We start from the raw sequence: 2,065 nt of genomic DNA, 5'->3' as shown, positions 1-2,065 counted from the left end.
CGCCTGCTGTTCAGCCATCCCCTGCTGGGGCCGGCGGGCAGTCTGCGCGCCCACCTCGGCAACAGCGGTGCCGCCGAGGCCCAAGGCGCCCTCGACACCGTCGCCGCCAGGGAACGGGAGTGGCGGACCGGCGAGGTGGAGCTGGCCGACCGGGTCCAGGAGGGCCTCGAAGCCCTGGGCTGGAGTGTGCAGCGACGCTTCTGGGAGGAAGCGCTCGAACTGCCCCTGGGCGACGCCGTGCTGGAGCGCTGGTTCGGCCGCCGGGCCAGCTACCGCGGGCACCTGGCCTCCGTGCTGCCGGCCGCCGGCCTGCGGCGGCTCGAAGCCCTGTTCCGGGAACGGCGCGGGGCGGCGCTGCCCCAGCCCCTGGGTCACACCCTCCTGCTGGCCCGGCACGGCACGGGACCATGAATCGGGGCCATGAAAAAAGCCCCGGCGAAGCCGGGGCAATGGGCATGGGGGGGGGAGTAGCTCCCCCCCGGTGGATCACCAGAGGCCGCGGACAGGCTGATCCATCATCGGAGCAGGAGCGGGGCCGGGGGTGTCGCGGACCATGGCGACGGGGTCGGCCATCTGGTTGGCCTGGATGCAGGCGGGCAGGAAGACGTACCAGGACAGCAGCGAAGTGCACTGGGCGGTGCCGGCCTGGCAGCGACCTTCGGCACAGATGTTCTGCGAACCGGTGTAGGTGTTGCAGAAATCAGCCAGACGGAAGTCGGTGGGCAGGGCCTTCATGATGCCGGCCGAGGAGATCGAGCCATCCTTGGCATCGGAGATGATCGCCGAACGCAGAGCCTGAACCGCATAGGTGTTCATGCTGTAGTACGGGAAGTAGCTGTTGGTGGCGTTCTTGAGGAACTTCACACCGGCGTCGGAGTAGAGGAAGCGGGATACCCCCACCAGATTGACCGAGTAGGTCTTGGTCATGCCCGACTTGACCTCGTCGGAGGTCCAGCCAGAGCGGGCCAGGCCGCCTTCCAGGCCACGGTCGGTGATGTCACCGGAGTCAAGGAAGGTGTCGAAGGCGGACTGGTGGGTGGACCACACGGCACCGCCAGTGTTCCAGCGGACGGGCAGATCGTTGTCCACGGCCGCGGAAGCGGGAAGCACGGAGGCCGTGACGGCCGTTCCCACAAAGAGACCGGCGAGAATTCTCTTGAACACGGGAGGGAATGTTGACTTCGTCATCAACCTAGGCATCGGAGGTGATTTTGCCTACATCCCCATGCCACTTTCTTTGCCTCTCCACACATAACGGAACGGCTTCCCCCCGGCCGGGGCCTGGCGTGTGGGACCGGGAGCCTGCGGAGGGACCCCTCGGCCCCGGCCAGGAGCATGCCCCTAGGGTGAAGTGGTTGTCATTCGCCCCAAGGTTCGACCCATGGCCCTGCAGGTGGGAGATCCAGCCCCCGACTTCACCCTCCCCGACCAGACCGGCGAAGCCGTGTCCCTCGCCGCGCTGCGGGGCCAGCGCGTGGTGATTTACTTCTATCCCAAGGACGACACGCCGGGCTGCACGAAGGAGGCCTGCAACTTCCGCGACCGCTGGAGCGCCTTCGAAACCCACGGCATCAAGGTGCTGGGCATCAGCAAGGACGGGGCGGCCAGCCACGGCAAGTTCGTCGCCAAGTACGACCTGCCCTTCACCCTGCTCACCGACGCCGAGCCCTGTCCGGTGGCCGAGGCCTACGGCAGCTACGGGCTGAAGAAGTTCATGGGCAAGGAGTACATGGGCATGATGCGGCACACCTTCGTCATCGACGCCGACGGCAAGCTGGAGCGCATCTATCTCAAGGTGAAGGCCGAGGAGATGGCCGATCAGATCCTCGAGGACCTGGGCCTGGCCTGAGCCTCCCCCGGCGAAACAGCTGGACGCAGGGCCACCAGGGCCTCCAGGCAGAGCTCGGGGTGGAGCGTCAGGACGTCACTCCCCAGCTCCGGCCACCGCCGCAGCAGCGGCAGCAGGGTCGGCCCGTCACCGCCGGTGAGCACGATCCGGCAGCGCGGCTCCTGCGCCCGGGCCTGGCGTCCCGCCTCCCGCACCGCGGCGGCCAGACCCTCCACC

The 2,065-nt window shown here is 68.0% G+C and carries 3 protein-coding genes and 1 pseudogene; 2 read left to right on the top strand and 2 right to left on the bottom strand.

The genetic code is table 11. The features are described from left to right. Positions 1-411, top strand: a pseudogene (locus VB737_RS06695) (AAA family ATPase); the annotation flags it as partial. Between the two features lie 75 nt (positions 412-486). Here the strand turns inward: VB737_RS06695 and VB737_RS06690 are convergent. Further along, positions 487-1,200 carry an alpha/beta hydrolase gene (locus VB737_RS06690; protein WP_500312156.1) on the bottom strand — a complete coding sequence of 238 codons (714 nt, stop codon included), beginning with the start codon at positions 1,198-1,200 and terminating at the stop codon, positions 487-489. Positions 1,201-1,381: 181 nt separating this feature from the next. On the opposite strand from VB737_RS06690, the gene bcp reads away from it, so the two are divergent. Further along, entirely contained in the window at positions 1,382-1,849 is a 468-nt protein-coding gene (bcp, locus tag VB737_RS06685) for a thioredoxin-dependent thiol peroxidase (RefSeq protein ID WP_500312155.1), read from the top strand. Here bcp and VB737_RS06680 read toward each other — a convergent pair. After that, positions 1,819-2,065: hypothetical protein (locus VB737_RS06680; protein WP_500312154.1), on the bottom strand; the 247-nt coding region annotated here is incomplete at its 5' end. The two genes, bcp and VB737_RS06680, sit on opposite strands and share 31 nt — an antisense overlap.

The sequence above is a fragment of the Synechococcus sp. BA-120 BA3 genome (assembly GCF_034931285.1).
Lineage (GTDB): Bacteria > Cyanobacteriota > Cyanobacteriia > PCC-6307 > Cyanobiaceae > Cyanobium.
Note: the sequence above shows the minus strand (reverse complement) of the source record. Positions and strands in the feature narration are given on the sequence as shown.

Excerpts from the sequence above, each read along its gene's own strand:
- bcp (WP_500312155.1), top strand. The coding sequence starts at position 1,382 with ATGGCCCTGCAGGTGGGAGATCCAGCCCCCGACTTCACCCTCCCCGAC.
- VB737_RS06690 (WP_500312156.1), bottom strand. The coding sequence starts at position 1,200 with ATGCCTAGGTTGATGACGAAGTCAACATTCCCTCCCGTGTTCAAGAGA.